The 16,133-nt window shown below is 73.0% G+C and carries 13 protein-coding genes and 1 pseudogene; 5 read left to right on the plus strand and 9 right to left on the minus strand.

Annotation, left to right across the window (positions count from 1 at the left end):
• The first annotated feature begins 21 nt into the window (after positions 1-21).
• Positions 22-1,041, plus strand: coding sequence for a LacI family DNA-binding transcriptional regulator (locus tag Sm713_RS35570; RefSeq protein ID WP_212914064.1), 1,020 nt, complete (start codon positions 22-24; stop codon positions 1,039-1,041).
• A 290-nt stretch (positions 1,042-1,331) separates the two neighbouring features.
• Positions 1,332-2,927: an FAD-dependent oxidoreductase gene (locus Sm713_RS35575; protein WP_212914065.1), complete on the plus strand. Its 1,596-nt coding sequence runs from the start codon at positions 1,332-1,334 to the stop codon at positions 2,925-2,927.
• 59 nt (positions 2,928-2,986) lie between these two features.
• On the opposite strand, the gene Sm713_RS35580 is transcribed toward Sm713_RS35575, so the two are convergent.
• The 3 genes from Sm713_RS35580 to Sm713_RS35590 all read right to left on the minus strand — a co-directional run bounded on the left by Sm713_RS35580 (position 2,987) and on the right by Sm713_RS35590 (position 4,988).
• Positions 2,987-3,361, minus strand: coding sequence for a VOC family protein (locus tag Sm713_RS35580; RefSeq protein ID WP_212914066.1), 375 nt, complete (start codon positions 3,359-3,361; stop codon positions 2,987-2,989).
• Positions 3,362-3,690: 329 nt separating this feature from the next.
• On the minus strand, positions 3,691-4,299 hold the full coding sequence (locus tag Sm713_RS35585; RefSeq protein WP_212914067.1) for a nitrile hydratase subunit alpha: 609 nt from the start codon (positions 4,297-4,299) through the stop codon (positions 3,691-3,693).
• Positions 4,296-4,988, minus strand: a complete 693-nt coding sequence (locus Sm713_RS35590) for an SH3-like domain-containing protein (RefSeq protein ID WP_212914068.1) — start codon at positions 4,986-4,988, stop codon at positions 4,296-4,298. The genes Sm713_RS35585 and Sm713_RS35590 overlap by 4 nt, the downstream gene beginning before the upstream one ends.
• A gap of 394 nt (positions 4,989-5,382) precedes the next feature.
• Between Sm713_RS35590 and Sm713_RS35595 the strand changes: the two genes are divergently transcribed.
• Complete coding sequence (locus tag Sm713_RS35595) at positions 5,383-8,115, plus strand: glycoside hydrolase family 3 C-terminal domain-containing protein (RefSeq protein WP_212914069.1); 2,733 nt, start codon at positions 5,383-5,385, stop codon at positions 8,113-8,115.
• 195 nt (positions 8,116-8,310) lie between these two features.
• On the opposite strand, the gene Sm713_RS35600 is transcribed toward Sm713_RS35595, so the two are convergent.
• Positions 8,311-8,484, minus strand: coding sequence for a hypothetical protein (locus tag Sm713_RS35600; RefSeq protein ID WP_212914070.1), 174 nt, complete (start codon positions 8,482-8,484; stop codon positions 8,311-8,313).
• A 95-nt stretch (positions 8,485-8,579) separates the two neighbouring features.
• Positions 8,580-9,008: a helix-turn-helix domain-containing protein gene (locus Sm713_RS35605; protein WP_212914071.1), complete on the minus strand. Its 429-nt coding sequence runs from the start codon at positions 9,006-9,008 to the stop codon at positions 8,580-8,582.
• Between the two features lie 90 nt (positions 9,009-9,098).
• Between Sm713_RS35605 and Sm713_RS35610 the strand changes: the two genes are divergently transcribed.
• Entirely contained in the window at positions 9,099-9,953 is an 855-nt protein-coding gene (locus Sm713_RS35610) for an NAD(P)H-binding protein (RefSeq protein WP_212914072.1), read from the plus strand.
• A 74-nt stretch (positions 9,954-10,027) separates the two neighbouring features.
• Here the strand turns inward: Sm713_RS35610 and Sm713_RS35615 are convergent, their stop codons facing one another.
• The 4 genes and pseudogenes from Sm713_RS35615 to crcB (Sm713_RS35630) all read right to left on the minus strand — a co-directional run.
• Positions 10,028-11,515, minus strand: a complete 1,488-nt coding sequence (locus Sm713_RS35615; protein ID WP_212914073.1) for an MFS transporter — start codon at positions 11,513-11,515, stop codon at positions 10,028-10,030.
• A 144-nt stretch (positions 11,516-11,659) separates the two neighbouring features.
• Entirely contained in the window at positions 11,660-12,511 is an 852-nt protein-coding gene (locus tag Sm713_RS35620; protein ID WP_212914074.1) for a class I SAM-dependent methyltransferase, read from the minus strand.
• A 251-nt stretch (positions 12,512-12,762) separates the two neighbouring features.
• Entirely contained in the window at positions 12,763-13,137 is a 375-nt protein-coding gene (gene crcB / locus Sm713_RS35625; protein ID WP_212914075.1) for a fluoride efflux transporter CrcB, read from the minus strand.
• 137 nt (positions 13,138-13,274) lie between these two features.
• A pseudogene (gene crcB, locus Sm713_RS35630) lies at positions 13,275-13,742 on the minus strand (fluoride efflux transporter CrcB); the annotation flags it as partial.
• Between the two features lie 378 nt (positions 13,743-14,120).
• Between crcB (Sm713_RS35630) and Sm713_RS35635 the strand changes: the two are divergent.
• Complete coding sequence (locus Sm713_RS35635; RefSeq protein WP_212914077.1) at positions 14,121-16,040, plus strand: serine/threonine-protein kinase; 1,920 nt, start codon at positions 14,121-14,123, stop codon at positions 16,038-16,040.
• Positions 16,041-16,133 lie beyond the last annotated feature (93 nt).

The raw sequence follows: 16,133 nt of genomic DNA on the forward strand, positions 1-16,133 counted from the left end.
CACAGCGCCGGAGGACAGCAGATGAGTGTCAGTCTCAGGGATGTGGCGGAGCGTGCGGGCGTCTCCGTGAAGACCGTCTCCAACGTCGTCAACGACTTCCCGCACGTCACGCCCGCCATGCGCGCGCGTGTGCAGCGCGCCATCGACGAGCTGGGCTACCGCCCGAACCTGACGGCCCGTCATTTGCGCAAGGGGCGTACCGGCCTGATCGCGCTGGCCATCCCGGAGCTGGGCAACGCCTACTTCGCCGAGCTGGCCGCGGCCGTGATCGACGCCGCCGCCCGGCACGAGTACACCGTCCTGCTCGACCACACCCAGGGCCGCCGCGAGCAGGAGATCCAGGTCTGCCAGGGCTTCTCCGCGCGGGTCATGGACGGCCTGATCCTCAGCCCCCTGGAGCTGGAGCCGGAGGACCTCGCGGCCCGCACCGACCAGGCTCCGCTGGTGCTGCTCGGCGAGCGCCGCTACGACCTGCCCTACGACCACATCGCCATCGACAACATCGCCGCCGCGCGGGCCGCCGTGCGCCATCTGCTGGCCCTCGGCAGGCGCCGCATCGCCTTCCTCGGTGCCCGCCAGAACCGCACCCACCAACCCGCCCACCTGCGGCTGGTCGGCTGGCAGGCGGAGCTGGCGGCCTGGGGGGTGCCCGTGGACGAGGCGCTGGTGGCCACCACCCAGGGCTGGGACCACGAGGACGGCTCGGTCGCCATGGCGCACCTGCTGGACTCGGGCGAGCGGCCGGACGCGGTCTTCGCCTACAACGACCTGATCGCCATCGGCGCGATGCGGGTGCTGTTCGAGCGGGGGCTCAGGGTGCCCGAGGACATCGCGGTGGTGGGCTTCGACGACATCACCGAGTCCCGCTACGGCGCCGTCAGCCTCACCACCGTCGCCCCCGACAAGCAGGCCATCGCCCGGCTGGCCGTCGAGTCCGTGGTCGGCAGGCTCGCCGGCGGCCAGGACGGCTCGTCCCGGGAGCTCCAGCCCGGATTCACGCTGGTCGAACGGGAGAGCACGCTGGGGCGCCGAGCCCGTTGAGCTGCGTGGACGGCCCTGATCCGTGGGGGAGTTGCCGGGCGCGATCCGGGGCCGTGTCGGGTATTCAGGCGTTTGTTTCAACGATGTATAACCGTCCGGACGTAACGCACCCGGTACCCGGCGCCCGGCGCCCCCCCCGGGGCGCGGCGCGCGCCCCTGAACGGGTGACGACGGTCCCGGAGTTGTAACACCGGGCACCGGCGCTAACCCTCGTGACACACCTCGAAAGATCGCGTGTAACACCGCGCTGCGACAGTCCCCTGCGCTGGACAACGAAAGGGGATCGAGCAATGACGCAGCTCAAGCGCCGTGACTTCCTGCGCGCCGTCGGGACCACCGCCGGAGCGGGCACCCTCTTCGCCACCATGGGCGCCCTCGGCCTGGCGCCGACCGCCGAGGCGGCCGCCAGGGACGCGCGGTACCGGGCCCCGCGGGCCGGCGACTTCACCCTCACCGGCAGAGCACCCGCCCGGGTCGTGGTGCTCGGCGGCGGCATCGCCGGCCTCACCACCGCCTACGAACTCGGCAAGGCCGGATACGACTGCACGGTCCTGGAGGCCCAGGACCGCACCGGCGGCCGCAACTTCACCGTCCGCGGCGGCGACACCACCGTGGACCTGTACGGCAACCACCAGACGGCCCGGTTCTCCGAGGGCCAGTACATGAACGCGGGACCGGCCAGGATCGCGCAGTGGATGCTCACCCTCGACTACTGCCGCGAACTCGGCGTGCCCGTCGAGGTCTTCACCAACGTCAACGCCGACGCCTACCTCTACAACGAGTCCGCCGGCATGACGCGGCCCATGCGGTACCGGACCGCCAAGGCCGACATGTTCGGCTACGTCACCGAACTGCTCGCCAAGGCCACCGACTCCGGCGCCCTCGACAGGACGCTGACGTCGGACGACCGCGACCGCCTCGTGGAGTTCCTGAAGGACTACGGCGACCTCGGCGACGCCCTCGACTACACCGGCAGCACGCGGCGCGGCTACTCCGTCTGGCCCGGCGCGGCCGGCACCCCTGGTGTGGAGCTGACCGACCTGCCCACCGCCTCGCAGGTCTTCACCACCGGGGTCGGCCGCTACTTCTCCTTCGAGTTCGAGTTCGACCAGGCCATGCTGATGTTCCAGCCCGTCGGCGGCATGGACCGCATACCCCACGCGCTCACCCAGGCCGTCGGCAGCCACCGGATACGGACCGGTTGCGCCGTCACGAGGGTCACCGACCGGGCCGGCGGGGTCACCGTCGCCTACAGCCAGGGCGGCCGCACCCGCACCCTCGACGCCGACTACTGCGTCGCCGCGATGCCGCCCAACATCCTCGCCAAGGTGCCGCACAACCTCGGGGACGGCGTGCAGTCCGCCCTGGCGGCCATCACACCGTCCTCCGCGGCCAAGATCGGTCTCGAGTACGCCTCGCGCTGGTGGGAGACGGACCACGGCATCTACGGCGGCATCACCGAGACGGACCTCGACGTCACCCACATCTGGCACCCGTCGTACGGCTTCCACGGCAGGCGGGGCGTCATCGTCGGCTACTACAACACCGGTGCCAAGGCGGACGCCTACGCCGCGCTCGGCCCGGCCGCCCGGGAGAAGCGGGCCGTCGCGGCGGGCGTGAAGATCTACGGCGACAAGTACCGCACGGAGCTGGCCTCCTCGTTCTCGCACCACTGGCGGCAGTTCCCGCACCAGGAGGCCGCCTGGCACACCACCCCCGACGGCCCTGACGCACCCCGCTACCAGCCCCTCAACGAGCCCACCGGCCACGTCTACTTCGCCGGGGACTGGCTCAGCCACCTGGACGCCTGGCAGCACGGCGCCTTCGCGTCCGCCCGCAAGGCGGTCACCGCGCTGCACGAACGGGTGCTGAGCAGCCAGGGGTAGTGGCCCGGCCCCCGACCTGGTCGGGCGCCGCCCACCGGCCACCCGACCAGGCCCCTCGGCTAGAGATAGGGGCGGGTGATCAACTCGATCGCGTGGCCTGCGGGGTCCTTGAAGTACACCCCGCGACCGCCGTGCTCGTCGTTGATCTCGCCGGAGCGCCGCATCTGCGGATCGGCCCAGTGCTCGATGCCGCGATCACGGAGCCGGCGGTACGCCCGGTCGAAGAGCTCGTCGTCGATCAGGAACGCGTAGTGCTGCATCTGGATGTCCACCGGCGGCTCGGCGAACTGGAGCAACACGCCGTCGCTGAGCTGGATGTTGGTGAACGGGCCCCAGGACGGTGCTTCCGGGACTTCCAGCAGTTCCCGGAAGAACCGGGCCGACTCGTTGCGATCTCTGGCGGCGATGATGGTGTGGTTGAACCTGGCTGCCATGCGGCTGACCTCGCTGTCGCTCGACACGGGAAAGGGGACTCGCGGTGCGCGAGCGCCGGGAGGTCCGCGTGCCGAACGGGGGTGCTCTCTCGGCACCCGCGGAGCGATCAGCCGTCCACCGGCTGGCCCATCTCTTCGTGGCGTAGCGCCGGTCCGGTGTTCACGGCGGGAGAGTCTACGTGGCCTCGCCTGCCGCGACAACGCCGTGGGCGCCGGCCGAGGACGGGCCCGTCAGGCAGCGCAGCCCCGTTCCGGCCGGCGGTCCGGGACGGGCCACCGGATGCCGGGCCGGGCGCTCGCGTGCGCCGCCGGAGCGCCCCGCCCCGGCGCTACAGGTCCCGCTCCGTCCCGATCAGGGAGTTGACCGTGACGCGTTCGGCGAGCTCGGCCACCGAGAGGCCCTCGGTGCCGGGCGGCCGTTCGGGCAGCACCATGTACCGGCAGTCCGCGGTGGAGTCCCACACCCGCAGCGACACACCGTCCGCGAGCCGGACGCCGAACTCGGCGAGCACGGCCCGGGGCTCGCGCACCGCACGGGCCCGGTAGGCGTCGCTCTTGTACCAGCGCGGCGGGGGCCCGAGCAGCGCGAGCGGGTAGCAGGAGCAGAGCGTGCACACGGTCAGGTTGTGCAGGTCCGCGGTGTTCTCGACGACGAGAAGGTGCAGGAACGGCAGGGCGGCGTTGCCGGTGCCCTCGCCGTCGTAGCCCTCCTCGCGGAGCAGGCCCGGGGCGTCGGTGAGCAGCCGCCTCCGGTAGGCGTCGTCGCTCCAGGCACGGGCCACCATGGCGGCGCCCCGGCGGGGGCCCAGGCGGTTGGTGTAGAGGTCCACGGCGTCGTCCACCGCGGCGGCCGTCACCTTGCCCGCGTCGGCGAGGGCGTTCTCCAGGGCGGCCACGCGGGTGGTCAGCTCCTGCCGTTTCTCCGCCGAGGTCGTCATCGGCCGGCCTCCTCCAGGTAGGGGTCGTAGGCGTCGAGGGCGAGCACGTCCCGGGGGTCGGCGTCCGGGAAGGCGTCGGTGGCGGGGATCTCCACCGCGTACAGGGCGTAGTGCTCGGCTGCCTCGGCCCCGCCGCGGTCGACGATCAGGTCGGGCAGCGGGAAGTTCCCGCGGACGGCGACCACGACTCCGGTCAGCCCCCGCGCCCAGACGGGCATACGGTGGTGGGCTCCGGGGCCGTCGTGCAGCCGCACCCGTGTCCCGACGGCGAACCGCTCCCGCACCGGTGGCGCGTACACACCGGTGCCGCCCGGCGGGGCGAAGTCCACGGTGGGGGAGGGGTGGGTGTGCGCGTGCGCAGCCGCCCGGTCGAGGCCGGCGGCCAGGCCGGCCGGGCTGATGTGGCCCTTCTCCAGGCAGAGCTGGGTGACGGCGTGCACCCAGCGTTCGAAGTACGCCATCCTGTGGTAGTCCTCGGCCGGCATCCGCTCGACGGTGCGGCGGAACTCGTCGGTGGTGAACAGGCCCTCGATGGAGACGGTGCGCCAGAGTCCGAAGATCCGCGCCTCCCAGCCCTCGTGGAAGCGCTCGGGGTCGTCGATGCCGGGGATCGGGTCGTCGATGTCGGTACGCCCGCCCAGCTGGTGGGCTGGCAGCGGGCCTGACGGGCCGGGTGGGGGACTCTGCATGGCTGTGCTCTTCCCTTCGGTGAGGGCTGCGGTCCGCGGAGGCGGGCGCCGGAACGGTCCCGCGCCCGCCTCCGAAGGGCCATGATCGACGCATCGGGGCGGGGCCGCCAGAGGCCCCGCGCGGGGGCCGCCTGCCGGATCCCCGCGCATGCCCCGCCCATGGCGGCGTCCGCGAGGCCCCGGCCGCGTACGCCCAAGCCGGCTCCCGCGCCCCTCCGCCGCATTGACAGGGCCTCAGGCCATGCAACAAGCTCCTGGAGAGCGCTCTCCGAGAGCGCTCTCCGGACCGCTTCCCCTCAGCCGTTCGGAGCCCCCCACACCGTGCCGTCACCGCCCCCGGACCGCGCCGGTCCAGGACGCGCAGGCCGGCGGCACCGCACCCATGGAGTCGTCCATGAGCCTGCTGTCACGGCTGGTGCGCACCGTCAGGCGGTGCAGACCGGCCCTCGTCCTCTGCGTCACGGCGCTGCTCACAGCCGGCGCCGTCACCGCGCCCGGCGGGGCACCACTCGCGGCGGCCCGCGCGGTGTCCGCGACGGCCGCGGACAGCGGCCGCCACGCCGACCTTCCCGGCACGGTCATCTCCGCGTACCAGCAGGTGAAGGCCTCCTCCACGGAGGGCGCCAACGCGCCGGCCGCGGCCCTGGACGGCCGCACCGACACCCGCTGGTCCAGCCTGCCCGGAGACGACCAGTGGCTCCAGGTGGACCTCGGCGGAGCCGCGAACATCAGCGGGCTCGTGCTGGTCTGGGAGAACGCCTACGCCACCGGCTACCACGTCGACGTCTCGGACAACGGCTCCGACTGGACCCCCGTCTACACGACCGCCTCGGGAGAGGGCGGCACGGAGGAGCTCGCCGTCACCGGCAAGGGCCGCTACGTCCGCTTCACCGGCACGGCGCGTGCCACCGGATACGGTTACTCGCTCTGGGAGTTCCAGGTGTACGGCACCGTCGACCGGTCCACCGGCACCCCGCCGATGCTCTCCGGCCCGACCCGGCCCCCGGGCACCACCGGCCAGTTCGCGCTCACCTCGCCGGCCGACAAGGCGATGGTCACCGACACCCGGCGGCCCGCGTTCTCCTGGTCGTCCGTCGCGGGCACCGACCACTACGAGGTGTGGCTCAACATCAGCCGCACCGACTACGACTTCACCGCATCGGGCAACCTGCTCGACCTGTACACCAAGGTCGCCGAGCCCACCGGCACCGGCTACACCCCCACCTGGGACATCACGGACCGCTGGACGTACCGATGGTTCGTGGTGGCGGTGGGCGGTTCCGGGCAGCGCACCACCTCGGACATCCGGGCGTTCAGCGTCTACCTGCCGGACATCGAGCAGGTCGACGACGGCGTCACCCTCGTCGACGGCGCACGGGACCTGGACAGGAACGGGGGCATCGAGCCCTACGAGAACTGGAGGCTGCCCGTCGCCACCCGCGTCGACGACCTCCTCGGCAGGATGACGCCCGAGGAGAAGGCCTACCAGATGTTCTACAACGTCCAGTCGTACCCGATGTCCGGCTGGCACTTCGGCCCCGCGCAACCCGCCGACCTGCACGATGTGCTGCTCTCCACGGCCGCCACCCGGCTGGGCATCCCGCCGGTCTCGGCGGGCGACACCACCGCGGGTTACCAGACCACGTATCCGCTGCAGAGCACGCTGGCCGCAGGGAAGGACTACCCGCTCGACTACCAACTCGGTGATATGCAGCGCAAGGAGGAGCTGGAAGTCGGTGCGCGCGGCACCCTCTCGCCGCTCGCGGAGGTCGGCACGAAGGTCCTCTACCCGAGGATCCAGGAGGGCGGTGGCGAGAACGCGGACGTGGCCGCGGCCCAACTGCGGGCCCTGGTCGCGGGGCTCCAGGGCGGGCCCGAGCTCAACCCGCACTCCGTGCTGGCCACCGTCAAGCACTGGCCCGGCGAGGGCGCGGGCGGCGAGGCCGGCATCGTCTACGACGGCGTCACCATCAAGTACCACATGATCCCGTTCAGGGCGGCGATGGAGGCCGGGGCCGTGAACATCATGCCCGGCTACGCGGGCAGTTCCTACCTGGACCCGGGCGGCCCCGGCGCCGGCGACAGCGCCAAGATCCTGGCCTACCTGCGCGGCAACCTCGGCTACACCGGCCTGATCACCACCGACTGGCTGCCCTCCACCTCCTGGATCAACGCGGCCAACGCGGGTTCGGACGTCATGGGCGGCGCGGACCCCGGCGCAGCCGACTTCAGCATGGCCGACTTCCTCGGGCGGGTGCCGGCGGCCAGGATCGACGACGCGGTGCGCAGGATCCTCACCCTCAAGTTCGAGCTGGGCATCTTCGAACACCCCTACGGCGACCCGGTCAACGGCCCCTACCGGTTCCACCAGCCGAGCTACGTGGCGCTGGCGGACAAGGCGGCGCGCGAGTCCGACACGCTGCTGAAGAACGACGGCGCGCTGCCCGTGCGGCTGGGCTCCGGCGACAGCATCGTGGTGACGGGTGACAGGGCCACCGACGGGGCCGCATGCTGCATCTGGTCCAGCTACTTCCATCCGAACTACGGCTCGCTCGACATGCTGGACGCCATCAAGGCCAGGGCCGCCGAGGACGGTGTCAACGTCTACCAGGACACCGGGCCCTCGCCGAAGCTGGCCGTCGTCGCCGTCGGCGAGCCCTCCTACACCCACGCCACCGCCTGGCCGGACACCCAGCCCTACCTGCCCGCCGACCAGGTCGCCCTGATCAAGAAGTTCAAGGACCAGGGGATCCCCGTGGTGGTCGTGCTGACACTGCCCAGACCCATGGTGATCAGCGACTGGGACGGCATCGCCGACGCCGTCGTGGTGACCTACCGCGGCGGTGAGGAGGTGGGCCCCGCCACGGCGAGCCTCCTCTTCGGCGACTACACACCCCGCGGCCACCTGCCCTGGCAGCTGCCCGCCGGCGTCGACCAGGTCCTGAAGCCGGGCGGCGGCGACAACCAAACCGACGCCAACGAGAACTGGGACCTGCCGTACGACCTCGGAGCCACCGACGCCGAGCGCGCCGAGATCCGCGCCAGGATCGACGCGGGCCGGCCGGTGCCGACGACATACGGCAAGCCGCTCTATCCGTACGGGGCCGGGCTCACGAGCTGGGGTTAGCCGTCAGCCAGGTCCGGGCGCGGGCGTGGGCGCGGGGCGTGGCCGACGGTGCCACAGTCCCGTGCCCGCGCCATGGGCTCGGGGGCCCACCGGGGGCGGGGGCAGGCCAGGACTGTGTCCCGCGCTCGCGGGATCGGCGACGGCGGATGGCTCACCTCGTGAATCCACCCGTCCACCCTGAGCGGCAAGGCGTGTTCATTCGTTGCCGTCCGGCCGGCTGGGGGATGGGCCGGAGGATGCGTCCGACGGGGTGTTCTCCTTGGGAGGCGAGGGGCGCCGGTAGGCGGGACCCCCCATCATGAACAGCAGGGCTGCGGCCACGAAGGCGATGACGCCCAGCGAGTAGCCGACGGTTTCCAGTGCGGTCACAACGGTCTCCGAGACGGGCAGCCGGATCGACGCTTTCTGCCCATTCTGGACCGGCGGCGTACGGCGCGCTCGGCGAGCAGCGCCGCCCCCGCCTCTCAGGGCCGCTCGGTCCCGCCCTTCGCGACGTCGTACCGCTGCCGGGCCTGCTGCACGTCGGTCATCCGCCCCTCGGTCCACCCCGCCAGCGCGTGGACGAGTCCGGCGGCCTCGCGGCCCAGGTCCGTCAGGGAGTAGTCGACGCGGGGCGGGATCAGCGGCTTCGCGTCCCGGTGGACCAGGCCGTCGCGCTCCAGGGTCTGCAGGGTCTGGGCGAGCATCTTCTCGCTGACGCGGCCGATGCTGCGGCGCAGCTCGTTGAAGCGGTACGAGCGCTCCAGCAGGCGGAGCAGGACCAGCACGCCCCAGCGGCTGGTGACGTGCTCAAGAACGAGACGGTACGGGCACATGCCCTCGTCGCCGACGACGTACTCACCGGTCGTGGCGCCCGCCGGGGTACTTACCGCTGTGCTGGTACTCACTGCCATGGAAGTACATTACTTCAAGGTGGCTACTTACGTTGAGTAAGCACAGCGCCTAGGGTCGGTCTCCGACCCGTCCACAAGGAGATCACCACCATGCGCATCGTCGTCACCGGAGCCACCGGGCACCTCGGCCGCCTCGTCGTCGAGGGCCTGCTGGACAAGGTCCCGGCCGACCGCATCGTCGCCGTCGTCCGCGACCGGCAGAAGGCCGCCCTGCTCGCCGCCAGGGGCGTCGGGCTGCACATCGCCGACTACAACGCACCCGAGACCTTCGACGGCCTCTTCGCCGCGGGCGACCGGGTGCTGCTCATCTCCGGCAGCGAGGCCGACAAGGACCGCGTCGCCCAGCACCGGGTCGTCATCGACGCCGCCTCGGCCGCGGGTGCGGCGCTCCTCGCCTACACCAGCGCACCCGGCAGCCTGACGGCCGCGCTCGCCGACGACCACCGCGGCACCGAGCAGGTGCTCCTGGCCTCCGGCCTGCCGTACGTGCTGCTGCGGAACAACTGGTACCACGAGGTCTACACGGCCCAGCTCGCGCCGGTCCTGGAGCACGGCGCCGTCGTCCAGGCCGCCGGAGCGGGCCGGGTCGCCACCGCCTCGCGGGCGGACTACGCGGCCGCCGCGGTCGCGGTGCTGACCGGCGAGGGGCACGAGAGGCGGACGTACGAGCTGGGCGGCGACACCGCCTGGAGCTTCGCCGAGTACGCCGCCGAGCTGAGCCGGCAGACCGGCAAGGAGATCGTCTACCGGCCGGTGAGCACGGAGGAGTACACCGCCGTCCTCGTCGGCGCGGGACTGCCGGAGTTCATCGCCGCCATCTTCGCCGGTGTGGACGTGTCCATCGAGAAGGGCGAACTGGCGGGCACCGAGGGGGACCTGGCCCGCCTGATCGGCCGCCCGACGACGCCGATCGCCGACGCGATCAGGGCGGCACTCGAAGGCTGACGTCCGGGTCGTCCAGGTCCCCGCGGATGGGCTGCGCGCTCGCACGGCCCATCCGCGGGGCGCCACGACGCGGGCTAGGTGGTCGTCTCCGTCGGCTTGCCCGCGGCCGTGCCGGCCCCCGGGTCCCCTTCCGGGCGCTCGGCCACCGCTTCCAGGCCCCGGCCGGTGGTGCGCGGGCCGAGCAGGGCGATGTCGAGGCAGAGCAGGACGATCAGCACCGCCGAGCCGGTGAACACGGCGGTCGCGCCCGCGGAGTCCAGCACGCGTACGGCCACGAACGGCAGCACGGCCGAGGTGAGCCGGGACAGCGAGTAGGCGATGCCGACCGCCGAGCTCCGCATCCCGGTGGGGAAGACCTCCGTCTGGTAGGTGTGGAAGGCGTTGGAGAACACGTTGCTGCACACCGTCAGCAGGAACCCGGCGGTGACGATGAGCCAGGGCAGGCGCGCCGCGGCGAACACGATGCCGAAGACCCCGATGCCGGCGGCCGAGCCGATGATCAGCAGCTTGCGCTCGATCCGGTCGATCAGCGGCACCGCGAGCGCCGAGCCGATCGGGTAGCCGAGGAAGCTCAGCGCCGCGAACGTCAGCGACTCGGTCACCTCGTAGCCCTTGGCGACCAGCACCACGGGCGCCAGCGAGCCGAAGCCGTAGTACGCCACCGTCTGGAGCACCTGGAAGATCCACAGCATCACGGTGCGGCGCCGGTAGGCCGGGCCGAACATCTCGCTCAGCGGGACGTTCCGCCGTACCGGCGGCGCCGGCTCCTCGTCCGGCACCGGCGGCAGGGCGGCCGCGGAGCCGGCCGTGACCCGCTCCTCGATCCCGGCGACCACCTGGGCCGCTTCCGCGCCGCGGCCCCGGGACACCAGCCAGCGCGGGGACTCGGGCAGCCGGCTGCGCGCCGCCCAGATGACGAACGCGCCGACGGCGCCGAAGATCAGCAGCCACCGCCAGCCGGCCAGCCCCAGCAGCTCCCGCGAGGCCACCAGACGCGCTCCGAGCAGCGCGGCGATCGGCACGCCGACGAAACCGACGGTGTACGCCCAGGAGATGTACCGTCCCCGCACCCGGCGCGGCAGGAACTCCGCCAGGTAGGTGTCGACCAGCACGAGTTCCGCGCCCAGGCCGAGCCCCGCGAGGAAGCGCAGCGCGAGCAGCACGCCCAGGTTGGGCGCGAACGCGGCGGCGAGCGAGAAGAACGAGTACAGCGCCAGGTTGACCAGGAACATCCGGCGCCGGCCCAGCCGGTCGGCGGCCACCGACAGGATGTTGGCGCCGGCGAACATGCCGAGGAAGGCGGCGGCGATCACCATCGACTTCTGCGTCCCGCTCAGCGACCAGGCGTCGGTGAGCACCGCCCCGAGCACCCCGCCGAGGAACACCTCGTAGAGGTCGAAGAACGCGCCGAGGCCGACGATCACGATCAGCCGGCGGTGCCAGCCGGAGAGCGGCAGCCGGTCGAGCCGGGCCGCGACGGAGGGGGTTCCCGACGGCGGGGACGGCGCGGGGGAGGGGGATGACGCGGCGGATGCACCGGAGGCGTCGGATGCGGCGGACACGGCGGCCTTCCTGCTCGGCTGGGCGCGCGGCACCACCCCGGCCGGTGGACCGGGGGCGTACGGCAGTTGCGCGCCGTGCCGGAGCAGGGTGCCGTCGCGGACACGGTTCCAACAGCGGTGCAGGGCACGGTACTCCGTGCCCGGTCAGCCCGGGGAGGGCCCTGCCGGCACGGACGGCACGCTCGCGCTCGCCCGGCGTCCTCTGCCGTGCGGACCCTGCTGCAGCGCCTCGCCGTCCGGTGCCGCAGGGCGGGCGCGGAGCATCGTCCAGGGCGGGTTTGAGAGCAGGTCGTCCCAGAAGCCCGCCGGGAACTCCCCGTCGGTGCCGCCCTCGGCCCGCACCGGAACCCACTGAAGGGCGCCGAACCCGGCCGCCGCTGCCGCCGCCTCGTACACCCGCCGGGCCGGCACGAACCCGCGCAGGGTCATCGGCGGATCGAAGTCGGCCGTGGCGCTGGCCTGGACGCCGTCCGGCAGGCGCCGCTCGACCGCGATCTCCAGGCCGTACTTGGCGGGCCACGGCCTCTCGAACGCGAAGTCCGGGTTCATGACGTAGGCCAGGAACACCCCGTCCGCGGCGAGGTGCCGGCGCGCGCTGCGGAAGAACGCGGTCATCTGCTCCTGATCGGCCGCGTAGTTGAGCAGGAACACCGCGGTGACGACGTCGAACGCCCCGAGCGAGGCCGGCAGCGCGGCGGCGTCCGCGGCCAGGTACTCGATGCCCGCGGCCTGGCGGGCCTCCACGTTCCGGGCGTAGCCGAGCATCGCCTCCGACACGTCGACGCCCAGCACCCTGGAAGCGCCCAGCGCACGTGCGTGGCGCGCGTAGAAGCCGGTGCCGCAGGCCAGGTCGAGCACGCTGCGGCCGTGCAGGTCCCCGAACAGCCCGAGGATGCTGGGCTGCTCCACGCATCTGCTCACCGGGAGCGACTTGAAGCGCTCGTACGCTCCGCCGATCTCCTCGTACTGCCCGGCCACCCGGGCGTCGTCGTTCATCCGTCCTCCGCGAGCCGAAAGCCGAAAGCCGAAAGCCGAAACACAGCCCCTGCCGGTCGTCGCGGGGGCCGTATGGGGTGCTGTGGTGCGGGTGGTGCGGGTGGTGCGGAATGCCGATTGGTGCGGCGGTGCGGGCGTGCGGGTTGTGCGGATGGTGCCGGTGGTGCGAGTCGTGCGGGGGGCCAGTGGCGCGAGCGGTGCCGGTGCCCGGGGAGGTGACCGTACCGCGGGTGCCGGTCAGCCGGGCCGCCTCACCCCCACAGGGCCCCGGCAAGTGCCGTACCCGCGAACGCGGCGCCCAGACCCGCGAGCACGCTGCCGACGGCGTTGGCCACCGCGTACAGGCGCGCGCCGCCCTCCGCCAGGCGCAGCGTCTCGTACGAGAACGTCGAGTAGGTGGTGAGCGCGCCGCACAGCCCGGTGCCGAGGAGCAGCTGTACCTGGGACGAGGCCGCGCCCGCGGTGACCGCGCCGGTGACCAGGCCGAGCACCAGGGACCCGGCGACGTTCACGGTGAACGTGCCCCACGGGAAGACCGACTCGTGCCGGGCCTGCACGGCGCGGTCGGTGAGGTACCTCAGCGGGGCGCCGACCACGGCCCCGGCCAGCACCAGCAGCCAGTTCACGGACGCCTCCCCTCGCCACCGGACCCACCGGACTCGCCCGGCCTGCCCGATCCATCCGAGCCGCCTGATCCGCCCGGCCCACCCGGTTCATCGGACCCACCCGCCCCGCGAGCCCCACCGGCCCCGCCCGGCACCCCGAGCGCCCGCCGTGTCACGGCGGCGGCGGCCCACACCGCGGCCATCGCCGCCAGTAGCGTCAGCGCCAGGTAGGCCAGTCCCGCGGCCGGGCGGCCGTCGTCCGTCAGGTGCACGGTGTCCACGGTGTACGTGGAGAACGTGGTGAAGCCGCCGAGCACGCCGGTGCCCAGGAACGGGCGGACCAGCCGGTGGACGTTCGGCACGTCGGAGACCACCACCATGAGGACGCCGATCAGCGCGCACCCGAGGACGTTGACGAGCAGGGTCGTCCAGGGGAAGGCGCCGGAGGCCGTGGGCCACAGCAGGCCCGCTCCGTAGCGCGCCGCCGCGCCCATGGCGCCGCCGAGCGCGACCACGGCCACCACGGCGCCACGGCCGCGCCGCAGCTCGCCGCGTTGAGCGGGAACATGCAGGTCGACATCCGAATCGATCGGCTCGCCCGCAACGGGGCGGCGGGCCTTCGCCATGGTCGTCTCCTACTCGCCGGCACGGGAACGCATCGGGTGCGCGTCGCAAGCAGGGACTGTTGGCGGCGCCCTCGCCGCGGTTCGGGTACGGCGAGCCCCACCGCCGTGCGGCGTCGGCCGCCACCCGGTCGATGCTACCCGCTGCCGGTGCCGGGCCTCTGCCCGAAGCCCCCGGTGCCGGATCTCCGCCCGAAGGCCCAGGTGGGCACCTCCCGCCCGGGTGGGCGACATGATCCTCCCGCGGCCATGGCGGCCCCCGTGCCGCCCGTGTCCGCCCGGTTACCACCCGCGGCGCACCTCTGTCCACGCCTGCCCGGCCAACTCCAAGCTGGAGTACGCTCCGTGCCGACGCGGAGTCCGAGAGCGACGGGGTGGCGTGTGGCAAGGGCAAGGGGCGAGCGGCTGGCCGACCGCTATCGCTTGGAGGAGCCGCTGGGCAGAGGCGGCATGGGAGAGGTCTGGCGCGCCCACGACGAGCTGCTCGAACGGCCCGTGGCCGTCAAGTTCGCGCACCTGGCGAACCTCACGGACACCGGCAAGCTCAGAACGGAAGCCGTCAACGCCGCCCGCCTGCACCACCCCAACATCGTCGCCGTCTTCGACTTCGTCGAGGAGGGGGACACGTGCATGATCGTGCTGGAGTACGTGGCCGCGCCCAGCCTCGCGCGGATCGTGGCCGAACGCGGGCCGCTGAGCCCCGAAGAGGCGGGCGCCATCGGATGCCAGATCGCCGACGCGCTGGCGGCCTCGCACGCCCAGAGCGTGGTGCACGGCGACGTCACCCCGGAGAACATCCTCGTCAGGCCCGACGGCGTGGCGAAGCTGACCGACTTCGGCATCTCCCGCGCCCTGTGGTCCGAGCCCACCTACGACGGCACCCGCGCCGTCGGCGTGCACGGCAAGCCCAGCTACCTCCCGCCGGAGGTGGCGCAAGGCCGGCCCCTCGTCAAGGCGTCCGACGTCTTCGCGCTGGGGGCCACCCTGTACGCCGCCGTGGAGGGGCACTCCCCCTACGGGAAGGGCCGGACGCCGCAGAAGTACGTGGAGCTGGCAGCCGGCGCCGTCATCGAGGAGCCGCGGCGGGCCGGCCGGCTCAGGGAGCCGCTGCTCGCGCTGACCTCGGCGGACCCCGACGAGCGCCCCGACGCGGCGGGCGCCAGGCGGCTGCTGGGCAACGCCGCGCCGCTGCCCGCACAGGTCCAGGAGCGGCTGCACGAGGAGCGCACCCTGATCGACGCCACCCTCACCATGCGGCTGCGTCCCGCGCCGGAGCAGCGCCGGTCGCCGCGCGGCTTCCCGTCCCTCGGCGGGGCCCGGCGGCCCTGGGCACTGGCCGCGGGCTCCGCCGCGGTGGTGGCGGCGCTGCTGGCGGGCCTCTTCGCGGCCAGGCCGTGGGACGGTTCGCCCGGGGACTCGGGGAAGGACGCGAAGGGCGCGCCCGCCGCCGCGAAGGACGCGGGCCGGATGGGCGAGGTCACGTCCGCCGACCCCTGCGGGCTGCTCAGCGCGACGACCTTCCGGAAGTACGGCGACGCGCACGTCGATCCGGACTACGGCGAGCTGGACCGCTGCGACGTCCTGATCACCAAGGGCGACGACGACGCCGGCGACATCACCCTCGACTTCGCCTCCCACCCCGCGGAGCCGGACTCCCAGACGCGCGTGCGGAAGGCCGGCGCGGTCAAGGTGGTCGAAGGGCCCAGCGAGGACGGGGAGTGCGACCGGGACATCCTGCTCCCGGACGGCAACGAGGTCCTGATCACCGGCGAGGTGCTCAAGGACCCGATGCCCGACCCCTGCACCCTCGCCTCGCTCGCCGCCGACCACGCGGCGGACATCCTCAACCACGGCCCCGTGCCCAGGCGCCCCGGCCCCTTCCCCGCCGACTCGCTGGCCCGCCTGAACGCCTGCGACCTGCTGGACGCCGCCGACCTCAAGGCGTTCCCGGCGATCGACCCGGACACCATGGACCCCGAGTTCGCCGACTGGGCGTGCACCTGGTCGAGCGACACCTCCGGCAAGGCCGAGGTGTACCTGCTCTTCAACCGCGACGACGACCTCACGGACAACGGCACCAGGGCGACGCTGGGCGGCAAGCCGGCCTACGTGGATCCGGGGGGCGAGGGTGACCACACCTGCGTGGTGTCGTCGGTCCACCGCACCTACACCGACACCGCCGGCGAGGAGACCATCGAGCACCTGTACCTGAAGACCACAGGTCAGGAGTCCGACGAGAAGCTCTGCGACACGGCCAAGGCGCTGACGACCGCGGTGGTCAGGAAGATCCAGAAGCCCTGAGGGACGCGGGCCGTGTCCGGGCCGCGCGGGGCCGGCCGTGCGCCCGCGACGGCACGCGCCCCGGCTGAATCAGGGGCGCCCCGCGCGGCCTGC

This window comes from Streptomyces sp. TS71-3 (assembly GCF_018327685.1).
Taxonomy (GTDB): domain Bacteria; phylum Actinomycetota; class Actinomycetes; order Streptomycetales; family Streptomycetaceae; genus Streptomyces.

Coding starts and splice junctions, on each gene's coding strand:
- Sm713_RS35605 (WP_212914071.1), bottom strand. CDS start 9,008: ATGGCAGTGAGTACCAGCACAGCGGTAAGTACCCCGGCGGGCGCCACG.
- Sm713_RS35620 (WP_212914074.1), bottom strand. CDS start 12,511: ATGAACGACGACGCCCGGGTGGCCGGGCAGTACGAGGAGATCGGCGGA.
- Sm713_RS35585 (WP_212914067.1), bottom strand. CDS start 4,299: ATGACGACCTCGGCGGAGAAACGGCAGGAGCTGACCACCCGCGTGGCC.
- Sm713_RS35570 (WP_212914064.1), top strand. CDS start 22: ATGAGTGTCAGTCTCAGGGATGTGGCGGAGCGTGCGGGCGTCTCCGTG.
- Sm713_RS35575 (WP_212914065.1), top strand. CDS start 1,332: ATGACGCAGCTCAAGCGCCGTGACTTCCTGCGCGCCGTCGGGACCACC.
- Sm713_RS35595 (WP_212914069.1), top strand. CDS start 5,383: ATGAGCCTGCTGTCACGGCTGGTGCGCACCGTCAGGCGGTGCAGACCG.
- Sm713_RS35610 (WP_212914072.1), top strand. CDS start 9,099: ATGCGCATCGTCGTCACCGGAGCCACCGGGCACCTCGGCCGCCTCGTC.
- Sm713_RS35580 (WP_212914066.1), bottom strand. CDS start 3,361: ATGGCAGCCAGGTTCAACCACACCATCATCGCCGCCAGAGATCGCAAC.
- Sm713_RS35590 (WP_212914068.1), bottom strand. CDS start 4,988: ATGCAGAGTCCCCCACCCGGCCCGTCAGGCCCGCTGCCAGCCCACCAG.